Below are 23,190 nucleotides of genomic sequence, written 5' to 3' on the forward strand. Positions count from 1 at the left end.
ACGGTGGAGACCAGGGAGGCCCACTCCCCCGAGGACGAGGCGGAGGCCCCCGGCGCGAGCCGGGCCGAGCGGCTCAGCGCCTTCGCCCAGCAGCACGGCGCGCTCGTCACGCTCGCCGTGGTGGCCGTCGCCGCCTCCGTCGGCTTCGACACCTTCGCGACCGGCGACAACCTCGCCAACATGGCGGTCTCGTCGGCGTTCCTCGCCGTCGTCGCCCTCGGCATGACCTTCGTGATCATCACCGGCGGGATCGATCTGTCGGTGGGTTCGCTCTTCGCGCTCGGCGGGGTGCTCGCCGCCTGGGGGTCGCGGTACGGCACGGCGGTCGCGCTGCTGCTGCCGCTCGCGGTGTGCGGGCTGATCGGCCTGGTCAACGGTCTGCTGATCGCGCGGGCGCGGCTGGCCCCGTTCATCGTGACGCTGGCCGCGATGCTGCTGGCGCGCGGGGTGCTGCTGTCGGTCACCGACGAGGGCGCCAACACCTATCTGGTGGACGGGACGTCCTTCTTCGCGCGGCTCGGCCAGGACAGCCTGCTCGGGATCGGCGTCCCCGTGTGGATCACGGCGGCGCTCTTCGCGCTGGGCGCGGTCGTGCTGCGCCGCAGCCGCTTCGGCCAGTATGTGTACGCGGTCGGCGGCAACGAGGACGCGGCGGCGCTGATGGGCGCCCCGGTGGCCCGTACGAAGATCGCCGTCTACACCCTCTCGGGGCTCTGCGCGGGGCTCGCCGGGGCGCTCAACGCGGCCTGGCTGGTCTCCGGGGTGACCATTCTCGGTACGGGGATGGAGCTGGAGGCGATCTCCGCCGTCGTCATCGGGGGCACCCTGCTCACCGGCGGCTTCGGCTTCCTCAGTGGCTCGCTCGTCGGGGTGCTGCTGCTGAAGGTCATCCAGAACGTCATCAACCAGATCGGTTCGCTGGACTCCGCCTACCAACAGGTCGTCAGCGGTGCCTTCCTGGCGGTCGTGGTGATCGCCCAGACCTGGCTGGGGCGGCGGCGCCGGATGCTCTGACGCCGGGTCCTCGGTCCGGTCCCCGCCGCCCGCCGCGGGGACCGGTCAGACCACCGGCTGCCCCTTGCCCAGGGCGATGACGCCGTTCTTGGAGACGGTGTACAGCTCCTGGTCGCGCGCGGGGTTGACGCCGATCGTCGCCCCGGGCGGCACGTCCACGTTCTTGTCGAGGATGGAGCCGCGCACCACCGCCCCGCGTCCCACCCGTACGTTGTCGTGCAGCACGGAGCCCTGCACCATCGCTCCCTCGGCCACCACCACGCCCGGGGAGAGCACCGACCGGCTCACCTGGCCCCGGATCACACAGCCGGGGCTCACGATCGAGTCGGTGGCGATACCGCCCGCCACGAAGCGCGCCGGGGGCAGCTGGCCGGGGTGGGTGTAGATGGGCCAGCGGCGGTTGTCGAGGCCGAACTCCGGCTCGGGCGAGATCAGGTCCATGTGCGCGTCGTAGTACGAGTCGAGGGTGCCGACATCACGCCAGTAGCCGTGCTCCCGCGCCGACTCGCCGGGGACGTGGTTCTCCTGGAAGTCGTAGACCTGCGCCATGCCCCGCTCGGTGAGCATCGGCAGGATGGAACCGCCCATGTCGTGCACGGAGTTCTCGTCCTCGGCGTCCCGGTGCAGCGCGTCGACGAGGACCTTCGTGGTGAAGAGGTAGTTGCCCATCGAGGCGAAGACGCGCTCGGGATCGCCCGGCAGCCCCGGCGGATCGGCCGGCTTCTCCAGGAACCGTTCGACCTGGACGCCGTCGGCGCCCGGGGTGATGACCCCGAACGACGACGCCTCCGTACGCGGCACCCTGATGCCCGCGACGGTGACGCCCGCGCCGTTCTCCACGTGCTGGGCGAGCATCTGACGCGGGTCCATCCGGTAGACGTGGTCCGCGCCGAACACCGCGATGTAGTCGGGGCGTTCGTCGTGGACCAGGTTGAGGGACTGGAGGATCGCGTCGGCGCTGCCCAGGTACCAGCGCGGCCCGAGCCGCTGCTGGGCGGGCACCGGGGTCACATAGTTGCCGAGCAGGCTCGACATCCGCCAGGTGGTGGAGACATGGCGGTCCAGCGAGTGGGACTTGTACTGGGTGAGCACACACATCCGCAGGATGTCGCCGTTCACCAGGTTCGACAGGACGAAGTCGACGAGGCGGTACGTACCGCCGAACGTCACCGCCGGTTTGGCCCGGTCCGCGGTGAGCGGCAGCAGACGCTTGCCCTCCCCGCCCGCCAGCACGATCCCGAGCACCGAAGGTCCACCACGCATGGCCGCTCCCTTGACTGGGTTGCTACCGGTTACCGGTTACCGGGTTCCGGCCGGTTCCTGAGAAGCTCCTGGTACACGTCGTACGTACGCCGGGCCACCTGGTCCCAGCCGAACTCCCGTACGGCACGCCGCCGTCCGGCGGCCCCCATCCGGGCGGCCGACTCGGGGTCGTCGAGCACCCGGTTGACCGCTTCGGTGAGCCCCCACTCGAAGTCCTCCGGGTGACGTTCGTCGTACGGTACGAGCAGTCCCGTACCGCCGTCGTCGACGACCTCCGGGATGCCGCCGACCGCCGAGGCGACCACGGCGGTGCCGCACGCCATCGCCTCCAGATTGACGATGCCGAGCGGCTCGTACACCGAGGGGCAGACGAACACCGCCGCGTGGGTGAGGAGTTGGATCACCTCGGGGCGCGGCAGCATGTCGGGGATCCAGTGCACCCCGTCCCGGGTCCGGAACAGCTCGTCCACCAGGGCGCGGAATTCGGCGCCGATCTCCGGGGTGTCCGGGGCGCCCGCGCAGAGCACGAGCTGAGCCCGCGGGTCGAGGGCGCGGGCCGCGCGCAGCAGGTGCGGGACGCCCTTCTGGCGGGTGACCCGGCCGACGAAGAGCACGTAGGGCCGCTCCGGGTCGAGGCCGATCCGCTCCAGTACGCCGGTGCCGGGGTCGGGGCGGTAGAGCCGGGTGTCGATGCCGTTGTGGACGACGCGCACCCGCCCGGGGTCGAGGGCGGGGTAGCACGCGAGGATGTCGGCACGCATGCCCCGGGAGACCGCGATGACGGCGTCCGCCGCCTCGAAGGCGGTGCGCTCGGCCCAGCGGGACAGCGCGTAGCCGCCGCCGAGCTGCTCGGCCTTCCAGGGGCGCAGCGGTTCGAGGGAGTGCGCCGTCACCACGTGCGGGACGCCGTGGAGCAGTTTGGCGAGATGGCCGGCGAGGTGGGCGTACCAGGTGTGCGAGTGGACCAGGTCGCGGCCGCCGAGCGCGGCGGCCATCGACAGGTCCGCGGAGAAGGCGCGCAGGGCGTCGTTGGCGTCCGCGAGACCGGGGGCGGCCCGGTGCCGTACCACGGTCCCGGCGTCGGTGCCCGTCGCGGGGAGCGACGCGGCGTCACTCCCGGTCCAGCAGTGCACTTCGAGGTCGGTCAGCGGCCGGAGCCCGCCGGCCAGGAACTCCACGTGGACGCCCGCGCCGCCGTAGACCTCCGGCGGATACTCGCGGGTGAGCAGACCGACCTTCACGCCGTACCCCCGTCCTCGCCCGGCGACCGCGCGGCCCTGTCATGGTCACCCGGAAACCGTCCGGGCGGAAGACCGCTGCGGCGCCCGGCCGGGAACCGGGCACACCCGGGCGGTCACGCTCCGCTGTGCCGGACCGGTACGGCGGCGGCGCGGGCCCGGGGCCCGGCCGCTCGGGCCGTGCCCGTGGAGGGGCCCGAGCACGGCGCTGACCTGGGGCTACCCTCCACGGGTGGAAACCGGCCCGGATCCGTACTACTACAGCAGTACGCCGGATTGACGTCTACAGGACGACGCGGGAGCCGTCCCCGGCGAGAGATCGTGACGACATGAGTGCACTCGCCCTGTCCGTTCTCCTGTCGCTGGTCTCCGCGGTCGCCTACGCGTCCGGGGCCATCCTTCAGGAGCATGTCGCGACGGACACCCCCGCCCGCCCGTACGCACCGCTGCACCACGGGCTGTGGTGGGCCGCGGTGGCCCTCAACGGGCTCGGGGCGGCGCTGCACGTCGTCGCGCTCGCCTACGGGCCGCTCAGCGTCGTCCAGCCGCTCGGCGCGCTCACCATCGTCTTCGCGCTGCCGATGGCGGCGCTGTTCGTGGGGCGCCGGGCCGGGCGCACGGCGTGGCGGGGCGCGCTCATGGCGTCCGTGGGGCTGGCGGGGCTGCTCGCCCTCACGGAGGGGACGGACACCCGCGCGCTGGACGGCACGGAGCGGCTGGTCGTGGCCGCGGCGACGTTCGGCGCGGTGGGGGTGGTCTTCCTGGCCGCGCAGTTCGTGGGGCGGCCCGCCGTACGGAGCATGCTGCTGGCGGCCGCTGCCGGGATCGCGTTCGGTATCGCCTCGGTCTTCACCAAGACGGTCGCCGTGGACTGGACCGCGGACCGGCCCACCGTGCAGGCGCCGAGCCTGGTGGTGATCGCGGTGCTCGCGGCGGGCGGACTGCTGTTGTCGCAGGCGTCCTACCGGGGCGCGGGGCTGGCCGCCCCGCTGGCCACGGTCACGGTCGTGAACCCGGTGGTCGCGGCGACCGTGGGACTGACGCTGTTCGGTGAGGACTTCCGGTACGGGACGCTCGGTACGGCACTGGCGCTGGCCTCGGGTGCCGTGGCGGCGGGCGGGCTGATCCTGCTCACGGTGGAGCGGTCGGTTGCCGCGTCGCGGGCGGCGCGGGCCGCGACGCGGGGCGGCGCCGGGTCATCGGTCCCGGCGGCCCGGCCTCCGGAGCGGGGGTCAGAGCCGGACACCGCCCGCGCGCAGGTAGGCGAGGGGGTCGATGTCGGAGCCGTAGCCGGGCCCCGTGCGCATCTCGAAGTGGAGATGCGGTCCGGTGCTGTTACCGGTCGATCCTGAGCGGGCGATCCGCTGGCCGCTGCCGACGTTCTGGCCCTCGCGCACGGTGAGCGCGGAGAGGTGCGCGTACTGGCTGTACTTGCCGTCGGTGTGCCGGATGACGACCTGGTAGCCGTAGGCCCCGGCCCACCCCGCGGAGACCACGCGGCCGGCGGCGACCGCCTTCACCGAGGTGCCGGTGGGGACGGGGAAGTCGACGCCCGTGTGGTAGCCGCTGGCCCAGGAGCCGGCCTGGCGGTACTGGGTGCCGGTGGAGGCGGCGACCGGCGCGGACATGCCGCCCGTCTTCGGCTTGGCGGCCGGGGCTTCGGCCTTGACCTGCCGCTTCTCCTCCTGCTTCGGCGCCTGTTCTTCCTTCTGCTCCTGCTTCTTTTCCTGCCTCTGTTCCTGCTTCTGTTCCTGCTGGGGCTTCTCCTGCTTCTGTTCCTGCTCGGGCTTCTCCTGCTTCTTCTCCACCCGGCGCTCGGGCTCGGCGGTCGCCTTCGGCTTCTCGGCGGGGGCGGGCCGCGCCGTCTTCTCCGGCCGGGTGGCGGTGCCCTTCGCGGGCGCCTGGAGCACCAGCTTCTGCCCCGGGAAGATCAGGTCGGGGTCGCTGCCGATGACCTGGCGGTTCTCCTCGTACAGCCGCTGCCAGCCGCCCTTGACGGACTCCTCGACGGCGATCCGAGAGAGCGAGTCGCCCCGGGCGACCGTGTACCCCTCGCGCTGGGTCGGTACGGAGGTGGGCGAGGCGGCCTTCTTCCGCTCGGCCTTCGCCGTGGTCCCGGTCGTCCCGGTGGTCCCGGTCCGCGCGGGGGCGCTGTCGGTCCGGGCCTGGGCCCGCTCCACGGTGCCGGTGTCACGGCCCTGCGCCGGGGTGATGTCGGGCGCGTCGCCGCCCCGGGTCAGTCCGGCCCGGACCGAGCAGGCGGGCCAGGCGCCGGGGCCCTGGCCCTTGAGCACCTTCTCGGCGACGGCGATCTGCTGGTCCCGGGTGGCGAGATCGGCGCGCGGGGCGTAGCGGGTGCCGCCGTACGCCTCCCAGGTGGACTGGGTGAACTGGAGCCCACCGTAGTAGCCGTTACCGGTGTTGATCTGCCAGTTGTTGGTCGACTCGCAGGCCGCGACCTTCTCCCAGACGTCCACCGGGGCCGCCTGCGCGGTCGCCGCGGCGAGGAGCGGCAGGGCCATGCCCGCGCCGCCCGCCGTGACGGTGAGCGACGCACGGTTGATACGGCTCGGCTGGTATCGGCGGTGCCGACCGGTTGCGGCCATGATGTGGCTCCCCCACTGGCTGTAGGACACGTCGCAGCGGCCAACGTAAAGGCTGGGCAAGGACCGTGACAAGAGCTCACCGTCGCGTCCCGGTCGCCGGACGGCCGCGTACCGGCACACAGCGTGCCATCCCGGAACCCGCGGTGTCCCGGGGAGCGGGAAATTCGTCCGCCCGAACCCGGGCACCGGCCCGCGCGCCCCGTCCGGGAGGCGCCCGCGGACGCGCGCGGAGCCGCCGCCCCGCGCGGGTGCGAGGCGGCGGCTCCGGGAGAAAACCCCGGGGGAGCAGGGGAGGAAGTCCCCCCGGGGGGTCAGGCGTCCGGCGGTCTCGTCGGCTCCGTACCGGCCTGGGCGCAGACCGAGGCCGCCACCCGGGACGCGAAGCCCAGCATCTCCGTCACCTCGTCGCGGGAGAGCCCGGCGACGCCGCCGGACCGGTCCGCGCCGGGCGCGGTCAGCCAGTTGAGGACGCCGGCCATGAAGGCGTCACCGGCGCCGATGGTGTTGACCACCTCGACGGGTACGGCGGGCACGGAGACCGGCTCCGCGTCCCCCGCGAACGCCGTGGCGCCCCGGGCGCCCCGGGTGAGCACCACGAGGCGCCCCTCCCGGGCCAGCCGCCGGCAGCTCTCGTCGGGGTCCGTGCCGGGCCGGAGCCGCGCCAGGTCCTCGTCGCTCGCCTTGACGACATGGGCGAGCGCGCACAGCTCGCGCAGCCGCCGGACCGCCCGTTCCGGGTCGATCGTCCGGTCCTCGCGCACGTTCGGGTCCACCACCAGCAGCGAACGCTCGGCACCCGCACGGGCGGTGGCCGCGACCACCTCGGCCGAGGGCTCCACGACGGCGGCGACCCCGCCCACGTACACGGCGGCGAACCGGCCGGTCAGCGCGGAGTGGTCCGGCAGCCGGAAGGTGGCCGTGTCGCCGACGTGGAAGTGGTAGCCGGTGCCGTCCGGACCCGGGTCCGCGACCGCGAGCGTCGTGGGCAGCTCCGAACGCGCGCACAGGCCGAGTTCCGTACCGGCGGAGACCAGCCGCTGTTCGATCATGCGGGCGAAGCCGTCGCCGCCGAGCGCCCCGGCGAACCAGCTCGGCGTACCGAGCCGGGCGAGGCCGGCCGCGACGTTGGCGGGCGCGCCGCCGGGCTGGGCCCGGTACGTCTCCGGGTCGTCCGGCACCGGGACGAGGTCGATGAGCGCCTCCCCCATCACGAGGACGGCGCCGGGGCCCACCTCGGTCACGGCTGGACCACGATCTTGCGTCCCTGGCCCGCCTTGAACTTCTCGATGGCCTGCGGGTACTGCTCCAGCGGCAGCCGGTCGCTGATGAAGACGGCCGGGTCGAGCACCCCGGAGGCGAAGAGCGCGGCGGCCCGCTCGTAACTGTGCAGCACCGCCATGGATCCGGTGATGGTGATCTCCTGGTTGTAGATCCGGTACGGCTCGATGACGGCGGTCGTCGCGTAGTCTGCGACCCCGAACTGGAGGAACGTACCGCCCTTGGCGACCCGGCCCAGACCGTCCTGGATGGCGCCCGCGTTGCCGGTGGCGTCGATGACGACGTCCCAGCCGGTGGGCCGGTCGAACTCGTCCGCCGAGGAACCGGAGCGCGAGCAGCCGAGCTTGCCGGCGGTCGCCAGCCGCTCCGGGTTGATGTCGAGCATGTCGACGGAGGAGGCGCCGGTGCGCTTGGCGAGCTCCAGCATCATCAGGCCCATGGTGCCCGAGCCGTAGATCAGCACCTCGGCGCCGAGGGTCGACCGGAGCACGTCGTACCCGCGTACGGCGCAGGAGAGCGGCTCGATCAGCGCCGCGTCCTTGACGTCGACGTGGTCGGGCAGTTTGACGCAGTTGGCCACGGGCGCGACGGCGAACTCCGCGGCCCCGCCCGGCTTGCTGACCCCGATCGCGTTCCACCGGTCGCACAGGTTGCCCCGTCCGGTGCGGCAGTAGCGGCATTCGTTGCAGTACAGGGACGGGTCGACGGCGACCTTGTCGCCGATCGCCAGCTCGGTGACATCGGTGCCGATCCCGACGATCTCACCGGCGAACTCGTGCCCCGGAACGATCGGCAGGGTGGGCGCGAACTCACCCTGCAGGATGTGCAGATCCGTGCCGCACAGTCCGCATGCGGCGACGGAGACGACCACGTCACGAGGGCCAGGGGTGGGGTCGGGAACCGTCGTGACGGAGACCTTGCCGACGGCTTCGACGATCGCTGCCCTCATTACTTCACAGCTCCAAGAGAAAGGCCCTGGACCAGCTTGTCCTGGGCGGCGAATCCTGCGGCGAGCACCGGCAGGGACACAACGACGGACGCCGCGCACAGTTGGGCGAGGAAGAGCCCCTGGCTGGTGACGAAGCCCGTCAGGAACACGGGGGCGGTCTGCGCCGTCACTCCGGTGAGGACCCGGGCGAAGAGCAGTTCGTTCCAACTGAAGATGAAGCAGATCAGCGACGTCGCCGCGATCCCGGGCGCGGCGACCGGCGCGACCACGCGCAGCAGGACGGTCGGCAGCCGGGCCCCGTCCACCTGCGCGGCCTCGATGATGGAGACCGGCACGTCGGCGAGGAAGGACTGCATCATCCACACCGCGATCGGCAGGTTCATCGAGGTGTAGAGGATGACCAGCAGCCAGATGTTGTCCAGCATGCCGATGTTCTTCGCGAAGAGGTAGACGGGCAGCAGCCCGGCGACCACCGGCAGCATCTTCGTGGAGAGGAAGAAGAACATGACGTCCGTCCACTTCTCCACGCGCTTGATGGAGAGCGCGTACGCCGCCGGCAGGGCCAGCAGGAGCACGAAGAGCGTGGAGAAGAACGACGCGGTCACGGAGTTGATCAGCGGCGGCCAGGGGCTCGCGCCGCCGCCCTCGCCGAAGAACACCCGGTAGCTGTCGAGGGTGAGTCCGGCGGTGAGCGAGGGCGGGTTGGTCGCCGCGTCGGCCTCCGTGTGGAAGGAGGTCAGCAGCATCCAGAGGGCCGGCAGGCAGAAGACGATGCCGACGATCCAGGCCAGCAGGCCGAGTCCGGCGGAGCGCCGCCTGGCCCGCCGGGCGGCGGGGGCGTACTTGTCGACGTGCGGCCGGGCGCTCGCACGGGTGCCGGTCACGGAGAGGGTGCTCATGCGCGGTTCGCCTCCTCACTGAAGAGGGACGAGACGACGCGCAGGGCGAAGGTCGCGATCACGATGGTGCCGATCACGACCACGACGCCGGCGGCCGAGGCCAGTCCGTACTCGTGAGCCTGGTAGAAGGTCTGGTAGATGGTGTACGGGAGGTTCGCGGTGCCGAGGCCCCCGGAGGTGAGGGTGAAGACCGCGTCGAAGTTCTGCACGATGTAGATCGAGCCGAGCAGGATGCCCAGTTCGAGGTAACGGCGCAGGTGGGGCAGGGTGAGGTAGCCGAACATCTGGCGGCCGGTCGCACCGTCCAGCTTGGCTGCCTCCATGATCTCGGCGGGCCTGCTCTGGAGTCCGGCGAGCAGGATGAGCATCATGAACGGCGTCCACTGCCAGATCAGCGCGGCCTCGACCGCGAGCAGCGGCATGTCGGAGATCCAGTCGGGCTGGGAGGGGTTCTCCACCCCGAAGAGCCCGGTGAACCAGGCCCAGCCGCCGTTGAGGAGCCCGTACTCGGGGTTGTAGAGGACGTGCTTCCACATGAGCGCGGCGGAGACCGGGACCAGCAGGAACGGTGTGATCAGCAGGGTGCGGACAAAGCCGCGGCCGATGAACTTGCGGTCGAGCAGCAGCGCGAGCAGCAGCCCGAGGACCACGCTGGCGATCACCACGGTCGCGGTGAGCAGCACGGTGGTGAACACCGATTCGCGCAGGCTCGCGTCGGTGAACACCGAGCCGTAGTTGGCGAGCCCGGCGAAGCTGCGCTCGTCGGGCGCGAGCGAGTTCCAGTCGAAGAGTGAGATCAGCAGGGTTGCCACGAAGGGCAGTTGGGTGACCGCGATGAGGAAGATCAGGGCGGGCAGCAGCGGTGCCCGGGTGGCCCACGCGCGGGCCCGGGTGCCGCCCCGGCCGGCCTGGTGCGACGCGGCGGGCCGCGGCCCTCCGGCCGGGGTGAGTGGGGGTGTGCTGACGGAGGTACTCACTTCTGGTCCTTGCCCACCTTTTCGGCCAGCGCCTGCGAGTTCTTCAGCGCTTCGGCCACGGTCTTCTTGCCTGCGATGGCGGCGCTGATCTCCTGCGAGACCTTGGTGCCGAGGTCGGTGAACTCGGGGATGTCGACGAACTGGATGCCGACGGTGGGACGGGGCTGGGTGCCCGGGTCGGTCGGGTTGGCGTTGGCGATGGCGTTCTTGGTCACCTCGGCGAACGCGGCGGCTTCCTTCAGGTAGTCCGGGTTCTCGTACGTCGAGGCACGCTTGCCGGCCGGGACGTTCGACCAGCCGACCTTCTCACCGGCGAGGGCCTCGTACTCCTTGCTGGACGCCCAGGAGATGAACTTCCAGGCGTTCTCCGTCTTGCTGGACGCCTTCTGCATGCCCCAGGCCCAGGTGTAGAGCCAGCCGGAGTTCTCCGTCTTGTCGACCGGGGCCGGTACGTAGCCGATCTTGCCCTTGACCGGGGATCCCTTGGCCTCCAGCGAGCCGGCGCCGGCGGTGGCGTCGTACCACATCGCCGACTTGCCCTGCGTCATGTTGTTGAGGCACTCGGCGTAGCCGGCCTGCGGGGCGCCCGCCTCGCCGTGCTTGCGCACCAGGTCGACGTAGAACTGGGTGGCCTTGGTGAACTCGGGCGAGTCGAGCTGGGCCTCCCAGTCCTTGGTGAACCAGGTGCCGCCCATGGTGTTGACGACGGTCGTGAGCGGCGCGATGACCTCGCCCCAGCCGGGCAGCCCGCGCAGACAGATGCCCCGCATGCCCTTCTCCGCGCCGTCCGCCTTGGCGGCGAGGTCCGCGACCTGCTGCCAGGTGGGCTTCTCGGGCATTGTCAGCTTCTTCGCCTCGAAGACGTCCTTGCGGTACATCAGGAAGGACGACTCGCCGTAGAAGGGCTGGCCGTAGAGCTTGCCGTCCTCGGCGGTGAGGGAGTCCGAGAGGGGCTTGAGTATGTCGCCCTGGTCGAACTCCTTGTCCTTCTCGGTGTACTCGTCGAGCGCGTGCAGCCAGCCGTTCTTCGCGAAGAACGGCACCTCGAAGTTGCTGATGGTGGCGACGTCGTACTGGCCGGCCTGGTTCGAGAAGTCCTGGGTGATCTTGTCCCGGACGTCGTTCTCCGGCAGGACGGTGAAGTTCACCTTGATGCCGGTTTCCTTGGTGAAGTTGTCCGCGGTCAGCTTCTGCAGGTCGACCATCTGCGGGTTGTTCACCATGAGCACGTTGAGCGTGTCGTCGCCGCCGGCGGAGGAACCCCCACCCGCGCCACTGCATCCAGCGAGAAGCGCGGTCAAGGCCACACTCGCGCCCACGCGCAGGCGGATTCCACGACGTCGTTGTTGCAGTGGCATGAGAGATCTCCTGATCATTCGGGTGGTGAGTGGGGGTGGTGGGACGGGGGACGGTGCGCCGGGGTGACCGACGCGGCGCCGGTTCGGCGGAACAACAGGCCGGAACGGACAAGGCGGAACGGAGTGGGTGGAACGGACAGGGTGGAACGGACAGGGTGGACCGGAGAGGGTGGGCCGGACGGGCCGGGCCCGCTCGGGCAGGGGCCCGCCGTCAGACGCGGATGACCTGCGGTCCGAGCAGCGAGTACCGCTGGGCCTCGGCCGAGGGCAGTCCGGAGTCCGTGACGATGGACTCGAAGTCACCGACTTCGGCGAAGCGGCAGAAGCTCACCGCGCCGAACTTGGTGTGGATCCCGGTGAAGACCCGGCGGCGGGCGCTCCGCATCGCCTGGGCCTTCACCTCGCTGACGGCGGGGTCGGGGGTGGTGAGCCCGTACTCGCGCGAGATGCCGTTGGCCCCGACGTACGCGAGGTCGATGACGAACTCGGAGAGCATCCGGGTGGTCCAGTGGTCCACGGTGGCCATGGTGGAGCCGCGCACCCGGCCGCCGAGCAGCAGTACGGCGATCTTCTCGGCGTCCGCGAGAGCGGTCGCCACGGCGAGGGAGGCGGTGACCACGGTCAGCGGCCGGTCGCGGGGCAGCGCCTCGGCGACGAGTTGGGGGGTGAACCCCTCGTCGACGAAGACCGTCTCGGCGTCACCGAGCAGGTCGGCGGCGGCCGCCGCGATCCGGGACTTCTGGGGTACGAGCCGGGTGGTCCGTACCGCGAGGGTCGTCTCGAACCCGGCGCTCTCCACGGGATAGGCGCCGCCGTGGGTGCGCCGTACCAGTCCGTGTCCTTCCAGGGCGTGCAGGTCTCGCCGTACGGTCTCCTTGGCGACCTGAAGCCTCCCGGCCAGTGCGGTGACCTCCACTGACCCGTTGCTCCGGGCGATCTCAAGGATTTCTCGTCGGCGCTCGTCGGTGTCCACGACCACACACTTCCCTGCTTTTACTGCGGCTCAGCACCCGTTCGGGCTCGTGCGTCGTTTTTACAAGCAGGCAACCCACCGCGACCAGGCTCTTCACAGCGTTGAGTGAGTCCGAGTCTGCCCGTTCGACCCATCGCGTCTGCCCTGGTCACACCGGCCGAAGGGGTCGGTGTTGCACGGATCACTGCCCGAATGGAGTCACTTCGGTGCCCGTTCGGCGCCCGGTGCGGCCGTGGCCGGCACCGGAAACGGAGCCCGTTTGCGGACAGGAGCAGGCGGCTCCGGGCGGCGCCGGTCGGGGTGAACGGCCGTGTTCGGCGGTACGTATCCCTCCCCGGCGGCCCCGTCCGGCCGGCCCGGTACCCGCAGGTCTTTCTTGGCGCGCCCGGGTGCGGGGGTCTTTACTGGCGGGGCACGGCACAATTCGACGGATATCCAGGAGCACACGCATGAGTGGTACAGCCCAGATCGGTGTCACGGGGCTCGCGGTGATGGGCCGCAATCTCGCCCGGAACTTCGCCCGCAACGGATTCACCGTCGCTCTGCACAACCGCACCGCGTCGAAGACCCGTGCCCTGGTGGACGAGTTCGGTGACGAGGGCTCGTTCGTCCCCGCGGAGTCGGCGGAGGAGTTCGTCGCGGCCCTGGAGCGGCCGCGCCGGCTGGTCATCATGGTGAAGGCCGGTGACCCGACGGACGCCGTCATCGAGGAGTTCGCCCCGCTGCTGGAGGAGGGCGACGTCATCATCGACGGCGGCAACGCCCACTTCGCGGACACCCGGCGGCGCGAGAAGGAGCTGCGCGAGCGCGGCATCCACTTCGTCGGCGTCGGTATCTCCGGCGGTGAGGAGGGCGCCCTGCACGGGCCGAGCATCATGCCGGGCGGCTCCAAGGAGTCGTACGCGTCCCTCGGCCCGCTCCTGGAGAAGATCTCCGGCAAGGCGAAGGACGGCACGCCCTGCTGCACCCACATCGGCCCGGACGGCGCGGGACACTTCGTCAAGATGGTGCACAACGGCATCGAGTACGCCGACATGCAGCTCATCGCCGAGGCGTACCACCTGCTGCGCTCCGTCGCCGGCTACTCCCCCGCGAAGATCGCGGAGACCTTCAAGTCGTGGAACACCGGCCGCCTCGACTCGTATCTGATCGAGATCACGGCCGAGGTGCTGGCCCATACGGATGAGGCCACCGGCAAGGCGTTCGTGGACATCGTGACCGACCAGGCCGAGCAGAAGGGCACCGGCCGCTGGACCGTGCAGATCGCCCTCGACCTGGGCGTCCCGGTCTCCGGCATCGCCGAGGCGGTCTTCGCCCGTTCGCTCTCCGGCCACGCGGGGCTGCGGGACGCGTCGCAGACGCTGCCGGGCCCGGCGGCGGCGCCGCTGGGCGAGGCCGAGGCGGCCCGTTTCGCGGACCAGGTCGAGCAGGCGCTCTACGCGTCGAAGATCGTCTCGTACACGCAGGGCTTCCACCAGCTCCAGGCGGGCAGTACGGAGTACGGCTGGGACCTCGACCTCGGTGCGATCTCGGCGATCTGGCGGGAGGGGTGCATCATCCGCGCCGCGTTCCTCGACCGGATCCGCGAGGCGTACGACACCCGCGCCGACCTGCCGAGCCTCCTCTCCGACAAGCAGTTCGCCGAGGAGATCGGCGCGGCCCAGGAGGACTGGCGGGCGGTGGTCGCCGCCGCCGTGCACCAGGGCGTCCCCACACCGGGCTTCGCGGCGGCACTCTCGTACTACGACGCGCTGCGCGCCGAGCGGCTGCCCGCCGCGCTGACGCAGGGCCAGCGTGACTTCTTCGGCGCGCACACCTACCGGCGCACGGACCGCGAGGGCTCGTTCCACACGCTGTGGGGCGGCGACCGTTCCGAGGTGCAGACCGGCTGATCCGGCGGCCCGCCACGGCTGAACGGGCTCCGCACCGACCTGGGTCGGCGCGGAGCCCGTTCCGTTGGGCGCGGGGCCCGGCCGCGTGGCCTCAGCCCAGGGGGCCCGGCTGCGGCTGGGGTTCCGGCTGGGGTACGGGGCCGGGCTCCGGCGGGCCGGGGACAGGGCTGGGGACAGGGTCGGGGCCGGGGATCGGCGCCGGTCCCGGCGGCGTGGGCACGGGGGACGGCGCGGGGCCCGGAGGAACGGGATCCGGCGCCGGTCCCGGGCCTGGCGGACCGGGCGGCGGGGTGGGCTGCGGAACCGGGTCGGGGTACGGACTGGTCATGCCTGTCCTCCAGAAGTACGGGAGTCGTGCGTTCCCAATGTCTCCCGGTGCGCGTGCCCACGCGCGCCGGGTCCACGCGTGGTCCCTCGCCGGCCTCTGGCCGGCCCCCTCGTGGTGGGGGACGCGAAGGGCCGAGTCCGTCGCGGAGGCCGGTCGCGCGGGGCAAGGGACGCGCGGCGGCGCGGGGCGCGACGGCGTCAGCGGTCGGCCGTCGCGGCCGCCACCGCCGCGGCCAGCCCGGTCCGGGGCCCCGTGAGTACGGGCACGGCGCCGCGGATCCGTTCGGCCGCCCCGGCCATCGACGCCTGGGCCAGCACGATCACCCCGTCCTCGACGGAGTCCGTAACCGCGTCGACGGCCGCCACCACCCTCGCCAGATAGCCGTCCATGTCCCCGGCCTCGAAGCGTTCCCAGGCCCCCTCCACCAGCACCGTGCGCAGTTCCAGGGCCTGCCCGGCCGCCGCCTCCCGGATCAGATCGGCCGTCGGCCCCAGGGTGGACTCCACCGTGGCGACCACCACGACGCGGCCGGCCGCCGCCGCTGCCTCGGCCATCGGCCGGTCGGCCCGCAGCACGGGCACGCCGAGCGCGGCCCCGGCCCGCTCCGCCACCTCCCCGATGGTCGAGCAGGTGCAGAGCACGGCGCCCGCCCCCTCGGCGACAGCCGGGGCGAGCACCGCCCCGACCTCGGCCGCCACGGCTTCGGGCCCCTCCGCCCGGGCGCGGGCGAGCAGTTCCTCGGCGACGACATGACGCAGGGTCACACCGGGGTGGCCCGCGTCCCGCAGGGCGTCGAAGGCCGGGACATGGACCGCGGAGGTGTGCAGCAGGACGAGCACGGCCCGCTCCGGTGGGCCCCCCACCCGCTGCCCGTCCGAGGGCGCCGCGCTCCGCGCCGTCACGCGTTCCTCACCTGTGCCTTCGCCGCCTCGACGGCCTCCGGCGGGGCCTCGGGCGCCGCTTCGGGGTGACGCTGCGCCCAGCGGGCGGCGTACGGGCAGAGCGGGACGACGAAGGCGCCCTCCCGCTCCGCCATCGCGTAGAACTCCCGCACCAGCGCCCCGGCGATGCCCTTGCCCTCGTACTCCTCCTCCACCACGGTGTGCATCGCGACCAGCGCTGCCGGTACGGCGGGGGTCTCCGGGGTGGCCACCAGGGTGACGTACGAGATGGCGCCGACGGCCTGACCGTCCTCGTACGCCTCGAAGCGGCCCTGGGGCCGGTTGTCACGGATGTTCAGGTCTGCCATGCGCCTGTCTCCCTGCTGATCGTTCCCGTCCGGCTCGGTTCCGGCTCCGGTCCGTTCCCGCCCGGTCCCGGCCGGCTCGGTACGGGTGAGGCCGGACCCCTTACCGTACGGGCGCCGGGCCGGCCGGGTGCGCGGCGGGATCGCCCGGACGGCCGACGGGCCCGTGAGGAAAACCCCCTGGCTCCCGGAAAGGCCCACCGTAATTCCCGGGCGACGGGGCCGTGCGCGGCGGTGTCCCCGCGTTCCCTGCCCTCCGGCGGCCGTTCCGATTCCCCTTCCGGAATTCCCGGCCCCCGCGCGGCGCGTGAAATCACCGGTCTGCCGTACGCCGCCGGACGGGACGGCCGGCCTTTCCGCCGGGCGGTCCGGACGCGGCCGCCGAACCCGGCGCCTAGGGTCGGAAATGTGTGATGCGCGGTGCGGAGCCGCCCGGGAGAAGGAGAGCACATGGCCGTACGCAGTACACGCCGCAGAGGCTACCCGGAAGGTCTCGGCGGCGAGCTGGCCGCCGAGTTCCTGGGCACTCTCGTCCTGCTCCTGCTGGGCTGCGGATCCGTGGCCGTCGCGGTCGTCGGGCTGCCCGGCTCGGGCCGTCAGGTCGCGGCCTTCGGGCCCGCCAACTGGCTGATCATCTCGTGGGGCTGGGGCCTCGCCGTGGTGTTCGGCGTGTATGTCGCCGGCGGTATCAGCGGCGCGCACATCAACCCGGCGGTGACGCTCGCGTTCGCGGTCCGGCGCACTTTTCCCTGGCGGAAGGTCCTCCCCTACTGGGGCGCCCAATTGCTGGGCGCTTTTACCGGCGCCGCGCTCGTCTACGCCACGTACCGGTGGGCGATCGACGCGTTCAACTTCAAAGCGGGAACCGGGCGGGAACAGTCCCTTTCCACCTTCTCGATCTTCGCCACCTTTCCCGCCGAGTATTTCGGGAATTCATGGTGGGGGCCGCTGCTCGACCAGATCGTGGGCACCGCGGTTCTGCTCCTGCTGATCTGCGCGCTCATCGACACGAAGAACCTGGCACCGGGTTCCAACCTCGGCCCGTTCCTGACCGGTCTGGTCGTTTTCGCGATCGGTCTGACCTTCGGAACGAACGCCGGTTACGCGATCAACCCCGCCCGGGACTTCGGTCCCCGGCTCTTCACCTTCTTCGAGGGCTGGGGCTCCATCGCGCTGCCGGGCAGCTTCCAGTGGTTCAGCCACTACTGGTGGATCCCGATCATCGGCCCGCTCATCGGTGGCATCGTCGGGTCCCAGATCTACGACCGCGTGATCGCCCCGGTCATCAGGGCGCGCGGCGGCCCCACCGAGGAGGGCCGCGTCCCGGCCAGGGACGCTCCCCCGTCCCCCTCCTCTCCGGCCGCTCCCGCACGTCCGTCGGCTCCCCATTCGACCGAGCCGCCGGTCAAGCAGCCTCCGACGGGGCCGTAGACCGGCCGGAAGCGCCCGCGCACGTACGAGGGGCGGGCCACCGTGGAGGGTGGCCCGCCCCTCGTACGTGCGCGGTGGTCCGTGTGTCACTCCCGCGCGGAGCCGTCGTCCCCGCCGTTCCCGGCCGCCGCCAGCGCCTTGGCCCGCCTGCCGATCACCACATAGGCCGCCGCCGCGCTGACCGCGAACGCCGCGGGGACCATCCAGTGCCGGTCGAGCACGTGGCAGGTGGCGTGGTCGAGGGAGTAACGGCCCGCGCCCGCCAGCCCGATGGAGGCGGCCGTCCAGCCGAGGAGGCCCGGGTACTCGCAGCCGCCCGACTGGGCGAAGAACCCGTTGGGCGCGTGCACGGCCACCGCGCCCGCCATGCCGCCCGCCGCCGCCGCGCCGGCCGCCGGGGTGGCGAGGCCGAGCGCCAGCAGCACGCCGCCGCCCGTTTCGGCGAGGCCGGAGGCGAGCGCGCTCGGCCGGCCCGGGCGGTAGCCCATGGCCTCCATCCCCTGGGCGGTGCCGTCGAGCCCGGGGCCACCGAACCAGCCGAACAGTTTCTGCGTGCCGTGCGCGGCGAGTACCGCGCCGGTGCCGAGCCGCAGGGCGAGCAGGCCGAGGTCGCGTCGGGCAGGACAGGTCATGGCGGGCTCCTGGGAGTGGCGTGGGTGCCGCGGAAGGATCCGGCGGTACGTCTCCACTCTCGGCCGGAGAGGTCACTCCTGCCAGTCGGCCAGTTCCGGCATGGCCTCGGGGTTGACGCGCACACCGATACCGGGGGCCGTGGGCAGTGCGGGCGCGCCGTCGAGGACCTCCGGCTCGCCGAGGAACAGGGCGTCGACGCGTTGGCCGTCGCCCCAGTACGACGGGTTGGTGAGGTGTTCGATCCAGCCGCAGTTGGGCTGGGAGAGCACGACGTGCAGGGTGGCCGCCGAGTACACGTGGGGGATGACCTCGATGCCGGAGCCGGAGGCCATCTGGCAGACACGGCGCAGTTCGGTGATGCCTCCGACACGGTGGACATCGGGCTGCAGGACGTCGGCGGCCCCGGCTTCCAGCAGCTGCTGGAAGCCGTACCGGGTGAACTCGTGCTCACCGGTGGCGATGGGGACCAGTCCCAGGTGGGGCTTGTAGAAAACCTTGTCGAAAATCCAGGGCGTGGATCTTCGGCAAGGAGAACAAGCCCGCTGGTCAGACGTGGTGTGGAGCTCTCTGCACTGCGGTTTGAGCAGACAGGGCGCCGTACCAACGACCGACCAGGGGCAGCCTAGCCGATGTGTGCCAGTGGGTGTCGTCCGTATCGGAGGGGGTGAGCGGCATGGTCTGTAAGAGCGCCTCTGGCTTGCTGTTTCCTCAGCTTCGGCGGATGGTCGGGGACGCCGAGGGGGACATGGTTCGAGGGCGATAGGACCATTCTGCTCTCCGTGTCGGGTTGCCGTGGGCGTCGGGCGTCGGCTCTCGTTGTCCGGAACATCGACGGCGTGCTGCCGTTTCGGACCCCCTTCAGCCCGGGACCGCGGTTTCGGCGGCGGACCACAGGCCGCGCTCGGCGATGAACCTCCGGTATTTCATGATCTTGCGGGGTTCGTTGAGGGTCGCGGCGCCGAGGAGCCGGTCACCGCGTCGGTAGAGGGCGACGAGGTGATCCGATCCCTCGTCCGGTCCGCCGCCGCCGACAACGCTCACGGCATCCGCGTCGGCGGTGCCCACGAACTGGATCCGCTGGCCGTACCAGTCGCTCCAGAAGTAGGGCACGGTCTCGTAGGGCCGACGCCGGTCGGGCCGTACCGCGTTCTGGGCGGCGTGTGCGGCCTGCGACGCGGCGTTCGTCCAGTTCTCCAGGCGCGTGGTGTCGTCGCCCTCGAACAGTCCGTTGGGCCAGTGCGCGACGTCTCCTGCGGCGTAGACGCCGGGGATGGACGACTCCAGGTACTCGTCGCAGACGACGCCTCCGTCGCGGGGATCGAGGACGATGCCGGAAGTCGTCAGCCACTGCGTCGCCGGAGCGGCGCCCACGCCGACGACCACGGCGTCGGCGCGCAGGACCTGGCCGGTTGACAGACGGACGCCGCTCACGTGTCCGTCCCCGATCAGTGCCTCGACCGTCGTGCCGCAGAGCAGGCGTGTGCCGTGCCGTTCGTGCAGGGTGGAGAGCACGCGGCCGACCACCTCGCCCACCGCGCGGACGAGCGGTACGGCGGCTGCCTCCACGATCGTGACCCGGGCACCGCCCGCTCGCGCCGAAGAGGCGATCTCCGCCCCGATGAAGCCGGCCCCGACGACCACCACGTCAGCCGCCCCCGGAGCGAGGCTCGGAGGGCTGTCGCGTCGTCCAGGGTGCGCAGGGTCCACACGCCGTCCAAATCCGTGTCTCCGCGGTGTCGAAGTGGGCCGACCGCATCAGGTGCCGGTGCAACGAGGCCGGCCGTGCCCTTCTCAGCGGTGGCGGGGGCGGGGCAGCAGGGCGAACGCGCTTTCCGCGATCGAGGTCAGGCGGGCGGGGCTGTGGCCGTACGCGCCTACGACATCGCTCCCGCGGATGATGGTCAGCAGGAGGTAGGCGAGGTCGTCGGGATCGGCATCGGGGTCGATGTCGCCGTTGCGCTGGGCCGCTCGCACGCACTCGGCCACCGCCGTCCGGACTACGGAGAAGCAGTCGTTGGCCAGGCGTTGCACCTCGGGGTCGGAGGCGCCGATCTCCAGGGCCATCTTGGCGGCGAAGCAGGCCGCCGCCGTCCGGTCGGGGGCGGGGGTACATCGGCGGCGAGTGGCACCCCGTGGACGGCGCGGAGCAAGTAGGCGTGCAGTCGTTCCAGGGCGCCCTCGTCCGCCGCGGCGTTCCTGATTCCGAATCGGGCCCTGGAGCCGTCCGAGGGCGAGCCCGTGATGGCCCACTGAGCCTGGATCCACCCTGGAGATGCCCTGCTACCCGCGATGACTGTTGTAGTCGCTGCTGGAGGTGTCGCCCATGAGTTTCCAGTAGACGTCCAGGAATCGGAGGTTCTCGACCTCATAGATGTCGTTGAAGGGGCCTGGGACGTAGGCGGGGTTGGTGACGCCCTTCTGTACCGAGGTGCAGAGTTGGTTGTCCTGTTCGCGTGCCAGCTTGTGCAGTTCGAAGAGAGTGCCGGGGTCGTAGTCCGTGCCGGCTTCGGCCTTCTCGGGCACGAGGAAGGTCTGGGTGATGCGAGTGCGGTTGGGAGCCAGCGGCGTGTAGGTCATCACGGCGACGCAGTCCGGGCTGGCGACCATCTCGAAGGTTGACGTGTGCCACTGGAAGAAGCCGCGTGCCTCGTCCAGGGGGGTGGTGCACTCGAAGAGCATCTTGCTCTCCAGGTGGCCCGAGAGCGTCACCGAGAGCGAGTCGCCGAGGAGCGGGTTGACGAAGTAGACGTAGTCGTCGCCTCCGTCGGCGCCGCCGGCGTCGCCGTCCTGGTCGAAGACGCGAACGAGTTCTGGGTGGTTGATCGCGCAGTGGTAGCACTCAAGGGCGTTCTCCCAGCAGATCTTCCAGTTGCTCTCCACCTCATGGGTCACGACTTCGGCGACCTTGGCCCGGTCGAGGTCCGCGTAGGGCCACACGACATCGGCGAGGCTTGCGCGGACCGGTGTGGGGGTCTCGTCGCCGAGGTAGACGAAGACGCAGCCGTTCCAGATCTCGGTGTGGGCGCGCTTCAGACCGAACTGGGTTTTGTCGAAGTCCTCGCCCATCTTGGGAGCGCCTCGGAGGCTGCCGTCGTGGTTGTAGGCCCACCCGTGGTAATGGCAGGTCACGGCGCGTTTGCAGGTTCCGGTCTCGTCGGAGACGAGTTGTGCCCCGCGGTGACGGCACACGTTGTGCAGTGCGTTGATCGCGCCGTCGCCGGCACGGACCAGGAGGAGGTCGACGTCGCCGACGGCGAAGCGCTTGTAGGAACCGGTCGTCGGGAACTCCGAGACGTGTCCGGCGTACTGCCACGTCGAGTAGAAGATCCTTTCCAGTTCCTTCTGGAAGTGCTCCTGCGACAGGTACGCCTCGCGGGGCAGTGCCTGGGCGGTCTCGGGGGGACGAATGGCGGGGGCCATAAGGATCTACCTCGATGTGTTGGGGTGCGGTGTTGATCTGCAGGTCAGCTGGCGGCGTGCACGAGGGTGCCCTCGATGTAGGTGCGCAGGACTCGCGTGTGAGCGATGTGCTCGGGTGGTCCGTCGAAGGGGTTGCGGTCGAGGAGCACCAGGTCGGCGCGATTGCCGACTGTGATGGAGCCGGTGTCGTCCAAGTGGTTGGCGTAGGCACTGCCGGACGTGTAGGCGCGGATCGCGGTGGCCAGGTCGAGGCGCTGCTCGGGCAGGAACACCTCACGCTTGCCGTGTACTTCGGGGAGGACGCGGTTGACCGCGACGTGGATGCCCAGGAGGGGGTCGGCCGAGGTGACACCCCAGTCACTGCCGGCGGCGAGGGTGACGCCGGCGCGCCAAAGATCCCCGAAGGGGAACTGCCAGGCGGCGCGTTGCTCGCCCAGGACCGGAATGCACAGGTCGTCCATCTGGTCGTCGTGGGCGGCCCAGAGGGGCTGGATGTTGGCGGCTACGTCCAGTGCTCGGAAGCGGGAGACGTCTTCGGGCCGTACGACCTGGAGGTGGGCGATGTGGTGACGCAGCCCGGTGTCGCCGTTGGTCTTCCGAGCGTGTTCCAGGGCGTCAAGGATCTCTGTGAGCGCCCGGTCTCCGATGGCGTGGAAGTGCAGCTGGAATCCGTGGGCGTCGAGTTGCGTGACGGCACGCTTGAGGCGTTCGGGCTCCACCATGGAGTGGCCGCGGTTGGCCGTGGGACAGCCGCACTTGTCCAGGTACGGATCGGTGAGCGCTGCCGTCCCGTTCTCGGGGATTCCATCCTGGATGATCTTGACGGTGGCCGCCGTGAACCGGCCGGCTTGGCCGCGTTCCCTGCGCTCGATCAGCGAGCCAACCTGCTCGAGGCCCCGATCCGGGTCCCACCCGAGGGCGCCGCGTACCCGGGCGGTCAGCAGGCCGGAGCGTGCCCCGTCGAGGTATACGTCGAGTGGGTCAGGCTGGCCGCCGAACGAACCGACGAGGGCGTCCTGCCAGGCAGTGATGCCCAGAGCATGGAGGTGGCGCTGCGCGGTAGCGAGAGCGGCCCGCAGGTCGTCCATGGTCGGCTCCGGGAGGAACCGTGCCACCAGCTCCATGGCCTGCTCGTGGAGGACCCCGGAGGGGCGGCCGTTCGCGTCGCGTTCGATCCGGCCGCCTACGGGATCGTCGGTGCGCTCGTCGATGCCGGCCAGTTCCAGGGCGCGACTGTTGACCCAGGCGCTGTGGACGTCACGTACGGAGAGGTAGACCGGCCTGTCGCTGACCACGCTGTCCAGCTGCTCCCTGGTGGGCATGGCGGTGCCGAAGGCGGTGAAGGTCCAGCCCCCACCCCTGATCCAGGACCGTTCGGGGTGGCTCGCCGCATAATCCGCGACGACTGCAAGGTAGTCGTCTGCGCTCCGCGCAGAGCCCAGGTCGCAGTCAAGGAGCTGGAGGCCGGCGAAGACGGGGTGCACGTGGGCGTCCTGGAAGCCGGGAAGCAGGAGCTTGCCCTGGAGGTCGACGACTTCGGTCCGCGATCCGATGAGTTCCCGTACATCACTTTCCTGACCGACGGCGGCGATGCGGCCCTCGCGGACCGCCACCGCGGTACACCAGGGACGGGCGGCGTCCACGGTATGGACGGGGCCACCGAGGAAGACGGTTTGAGCGTGCAT

The 23,190-nt window shown here is 71.3% G+C and carries 21 protein-coding genes; 4 read left to right on the plus strand and 17 right to left on the minus strand.

Features of this window, described 5'->3' with window-relative positions:
- The first annotated feature begins 3 nt into the window (after positions 1-3).
- Positions 4-1,014: an ABC transporter permease gene (locus AB0P17_RS19545; protein WP_365812707.1), complete on the plus strand. Its 1,011-nt coding sequence runs from the start codon at positions 4-6 to the stop codon at positions 1,012-1,014.
- A 45-nt stretch (positions 1,015-1,059) separates the two neighbouring features.
- On the opposite strand, the gene glgC is transcribed toward AB0P17_RS19545, so the two are convergent.
- Both glgC and glgA read right to left on the minus strand, forming a co-directional pair.
- Complete coding sequence (glgC, locus tag AB0P17_RS19550; RefSeq protein ID WP_365812555.1) at positions 1,060-2,277, minus strand: glucose-1-phosphate adenylyltransferase; 1,218 nt, start codon at positions 2,275-2,277, stop codon at positions 1,060-1,062.
- Positions 2,278-2,306: 29 nt separating this feature from the next.
- A complete protein-coding gene (gene glgA, locus AB0P17_RS19555) occupies positions 2,307-3,518 on the minus strand; it encodes a glycogen synthase (protein WP_365812557.1) in 1,212 nt (403 codons plus the stop codon).
- Positions 3,519-3,844: 326 nt separating this feature from the next.
- On the opposite strand from glgA, the gene AB0P17_RS19560 reads away from it, so the two are divergent.
- Complete coding sequence (locus AB0P17_RS19560; protein WP_365812559.1) at positions 3,845-4,867, plus strand: DMT family transporter; 1,023 nt, start codon at positions 3,845-3,847, stop codon at positions 4,865-4,867.
- Here AB0P17_RS19560 and AB0P17_RS19565 read toward each other — a convergent pair.
- The 7 genes from AB0P17_RS19565 to AB0P17_RS19595 form a co-directional block, all read right to left on the minus strand.
- Complete coding sequence (locus AB0P17_RS19565) at positions 4,748-6,121, minus strand: transglycosylase family protein (protein WP_365812561.1); 1,374 nt, start codon at positions 6,119-6,121, stop codon at positions 4,748-4,750. The two genes, AB0P17_RS19560 and AB0P17_RS19565, sit on opposite strands and share 120 nt — an antisense overlap.
- Positions 6,122-6,432: 311 nt before the next feature.
- Entirely contained in the window at positions 6,433-7,362 is a 930-nt protein-coding gene (locus tag AB0P17_RS19570; RefSeq protein ID WP_365812564.1) for a carbohydrate kinase, read from the minus strand.
- The gene (locus AB0P17_RS19575) at positions 7,359-8,348 is read right to left on the minus strand and encodes a zinc-dependent alcohol dehydrogenase family protein (protein WP_365812567.1); all 990 of its coding nucleotides are present in this window, start codon (positions 8,346-8,348) and stop codon (positions 7,359-7,361) included. The genes AB0P17_RS19570 and AB0P17_RS19575 overlap by 4 nt, the downstream gene beginning before the upstream one ends.
- Positions 8,348-9,247: a carbohydrate ABC transporter permease gene (locus tag AB0P17_RS19580; protein WP_365812568.1), complete on the minus strand. Its 900-nt coding sequence runs from the start codon at positions 9,245-9,247 to the stop codon at positions 8,348-8,350. The genes AB0P17_RS19575 and AB0P17_RS19580 overlap by 1 nt, the downstream gene beginning before the upstream one ends.
- On the minus strand, positions 9,244-10,224 hold the full coding sequence (locus AB0P17_RS19585) for a sugar ABC transporter permease (RefSeq protein ID WP_365812570.1): 981 nt from the start codon (positions 10,222-10,224) through the stop codon (positions 9,244-9,246). Before AB0P17_RS19585 ends, AB0P17_RS19580 begins: the two co-directional genes overlap by 4 nt.
- On the minus strand, positions 10,221-11,582 hold the full coding sequence (locus AB0P17_RS19590; protein ID WP_365812572.1) for a sugar ABC transporter substrate-binding protein: 1,362 nt from the start codon (positions 11,580-11,582) through the stop codon (positions 10,221-10,223). The genes AB0P17_RS19585 and AB0P17_RS19590 overlap by 4 nt, the downstream gene beginning before the upstream one ends.
- Positions 11,583-11,793: 211 nt before the next feature.
- Complete coding sequence (locus AB0P17_RS19595; protein WP_365812577.1) at positions 11,794-12,555, minus strand: DeoR/GlpR family DNA-binding transcription regulator; 762 nt, start codon at positions 12,553-12,555, stop codon at positions 11,794-11,796.
- A gap of 449 nt (positions 12,556-13,004) precedes the next feature.
- Between AB0P17_RS19595 and gndA the strand changes: the two genes are divergently transcribed.
- Positions 13,005-14,447, plus strand: a complete 1,443-nt coding sequence (gene gndA / locus AB0P17_RS19600) for an NADP-dependent phosphogluconate dehydrogenase (protein ID WP_365812579.1) — start codon at positions 13,005-13,007, stop codon at positions 14,445-14,447.
- 525 nt (positions 14,448-14,972) lie between these two features.
- On the opposite strand, the gene AB0P17_RS19605 is transcribed toward gndA, so the two are convergent.
- Both AB0P17_RS19605 and AB0P17_RS19610 read right to left on the minus strand, forming a co-directional pair.
- Positions 14,973-15,614: an aspartate/glutamate racemase family protein gene (locus tag AB0P17_RS19605; RefSeq protein WP_365812710.1), complete on the minus strand. Its 642-nt coding sequence runs from the start codon at positions 15,612-15,614 to the stop codon at positions 14,973-14,975.
- A 59-nt stretch (positions 15,615-15,673) separates the two neighbouring features.
- Positions 15,674-16,024 carry a GNAT family N-acetyltransferase gene (locus tag AB0P17_RS19610; RefSeq protein WP_365812581.1) on the minus strand — a complete coding sequence of 117 codons (351 nt, stop codon included), beginning with the start codon at positions 16,022-16,024 and terminating at the stop codon, positions 15,674-15,676.
- Positions 16,025-16,471: 447 nt separating this feature from the next.
- Here AB0P17_RS19610 and AB0P17_RS19615 point away from each other — a divergent pair, with 447 nt between their 5' ends.
- Positions 16,472-17,452, plus strand: a complete 981-nt coding sequence (locus AB0P17_RS19615; protein WP_365812583.1) for an MIP/aquaporin family protein — start codon at positions 16,472-16,474, stop codon at positions 17,450-17,452.
- 86 nt (positions 17,453-17,538) lie between these two features.
- Here AB0P17_RS19615 and AB0P17_RS19620 read toward each other — a convergent pair whose 3' ends face one another.
- From AB0P17_RS19620 to AB0P17_RS19645, 6 genes are all read right to left on the minus strand, one after another.
- Positions 17,539-18,084, minus strand: a complete 546-nt coding sequence (locus AB0P17_RS19620) for a DoxX family protein (protein ID WP_365812585.1) — start codon at positions 18,082-18,084, stop codon at positions 17,539-17,541.
- A gap of 72 nt (positions 18,085-18,156) precedes the next feature.
- Entirely contained in the window at positions 18,157-18,846 is a 690-nt protein-coding gene (locus AB0P17_RS19625) for an enolase C-terminal domain-like protein (protein ID WP_365812712.1), read from the minus strand.
- Positions 18,847-18,943: 97 nt separating this feature from the next.
- On the minus strand, positions 18,944-19,729 hold the full coding sequence (locus AB0P17_RS19630) for an FAD-dependent oxidoreductase (RefSeq protein WP_365812586.1): 786 nt from the start codon (positions 19,727-19,729) through the stop codon (positions 18,944-18,946).
- Positions 19,730-19,876: 147 nt separating this feature from the next.
- Positions 19,877-20,149 carry a hypothetical protein gene (locus AB0P17_RS19635; protein WP_365812588.1) on the minus strand — a complete coding sequence of 91 codons (273 nt, stop codon included), beginning with the start codon at positions 20,147-20,149 and terminating at the stop codon, positions 19,877-19,879.
- A 216-nt stretch (positions 20,150-20,365) separates the two neighbouring features.
- Positions 20,366-21,505: an aromatic ring-hydroxylating dioxygenase subunit alpha gene (locus AB0P17_RS19640; RefSeq protein ID WP_365812590.1), complete on the minus strand. Its 1,140-nt coding sequence runs from the start codon at positions 21,503-21,505 to the stop codon at positions 20,366-20,368.
- 44 nt (positions 21,506-21,549) lie between these two features.
- Positions 21,550-23,190 (minus strand): amidohydrolase, encoded by a 1,641-nt coding sequence (locus AB0P17_RS19645; RefSeq protein WP_365812592.1) that lies wholly within the window; start codon positions 23,188-23,190, stop codon positions 21,550-21,552.

This window comes from Streptomyces sp. NPDC088124, from assembly GCF_040685895.1.
Classification (GTDB): domain Bacteria; phylum Actinomycetota; class Actinomycetes; order Streptomycetales; family Streptomycetaceae; genus Streptomyces.

What these genes read in the sequence shown, in the direction of transcription:
- glgC (WP_365812555.1), bottom strand. Translation starts at nt 2,277, where the DNA reads ATGCGTGGTGGACCTTCGGTGCTCGGGATCGTGCTGGCGGGCGGGGAG.
- AB0P17_RS19560 (WP_365812559.1), top strand. Translation starts at nt 3,845, where the DNA reads ATGAGTGCACTCGCCCTGTCCGTTCTCCTGTCGCTGGTCTCCGCGGTC.
- AB0P17_RS19565 (WP_365812561.1), bottom strand. Translation starts at nt 6,121, where the DNA reads ATGGCCGCAACCGGTCGGCACCGCCGATACCAGCCGAGCCGTATCAAC.
- AB0P17_RS19575 (WP_365812567.1), bottom strand. Translation starts at nt 8,348, where the DNA reads ATGAGGGCAGCGATCGTCGAAGCCGTCGGCAAGGTCTCCGTCACGACG.
- AB0P17_RS19580 (WP_365812568.1), bottom strand. Translation starts at nt 9,247, where the DNA reads ATGAGCACCCTCTCCGTGACCGGCACCCGTGCGAGCGCCCGGCCGCAC.
- AB0P17_RS19590 (WP_365812572.1), bottom strand. Translation starts at nt 11,582, where the DNA reads ATGCCACTGCAACAACGACGTCGTGGAATCCGCCTGCGCGTGGGCGCG.
- gndA (WP_365812579.1), top strand. Translation starts at nt 13,005, where the DNA reads ATGAGTGGTACAGCCCAGATCGGTGTCACGGGGCTCGCGGTGATGGGC.
- AB0P17_RS19610 (WP_365812581.1), bottom strand. Translation starts at nt 16,024, where the DNA reads ATGGCAGACCTGAACATCCGTGACAACCGGCCCCAGGGCCGCTTCGAG.
- AB0P17_RS19615 (WP_365812583.1), top strand. Translation starts at nt 16,472, where the DNA reads ATGGCCGTACGCAGTACACGCCGCAGAGGCTACCCGGAAGGTCTCGGC.
- AB0P17_RS19620 (WP_365812585.1), bottom strand. Translation starts at nt 18,084, where the DNA reads ATGACCTGTCCTGCCCGACGCGACCTCGGCCTGCTCGCCCTGCGGCTC.
- AB0P17_RS19635 (WP_365812588.1), bottom strand. Translation starts at nt 20,149, where the DNA reads ATGGCCCTGGAGATCGGCGCCTCCGACCCCGAGGTGCAACGCCTGGCC.
- AB0P17_RS19640 (WP_365812590.1), bottom strand. Translation starts at nt 21,505, where the DNA reads ATGGCCCCCGCCATTCGTCCCCCCGAGACCGCCCAGGCACTGCCCCGC.
- AB0P17_RS19645 (WP_365812592.1), bottom strand. Translation starts at nt 23,190, where the DNA reads ATGCACGCTCAAACCGTCTTCCTCGGTGGCCCCGTCCATACCGTGGAC.